Source organism: Enterobacter sp. 50588862 (assembly GCF_001462935.1).
Lineage (GTDB): Bacteria > Pseudomonadota > Gammaproteobacteria > Enterobacterales > Enterobacteriaceae > Enterobacter > Enterobacter bugandensis.
The window spans coordinates 1-255 of sequence record NZ_LNHM01000004.1 but is presented as its reverse complement, the minus strand read 5'-3'; the positions used below and the strand labels follow the sequence as shown (position 1 = coordinate 255).

Here is a 255-nt window from a genome sequence, read left to right as displayed (position 1 = left end):
CATCGGCGCTACGGCGTTTCACTTCTGAGTTCGGCATGGGGTCAGGTGGGACCACCGCGCTAAAGCCGCCAGGCAAATTCTGTTAATCTGTATCAGGCTGAAAATCGTCTCTCTCACCGCCAAAACAGCTTCGGCGTTGTAAGGTTAAGCCTCACGGTTCATTAGTACCGGTTAGCTCAACGCATCGCTGCGCTTACACACCCGGCCTATCAACGTCGTCGTCTTCAACGTTCCTTCAGGAGACTTAAAGTCTCA

2 rRNA genes are annotated in these 255 nt (G+C 52.9%); both read right to left on the bottom strand.

Annotated features, from left to right (window positions below):
- Positions 1 to 73: ribosomal RNA gene (gene rrf, locus APT89_RS00060) — 5S ribosomal RNA — on the bottom strand; the annotation flags it as partial.
- A 67-nt stretch (positions 74 to 140) separates the two neighbouring features.
- Positions 141 to 255, bottom strand: a 23S ribosomal RNA gene (locus APT89_RS00055); the annotation flags it as partial.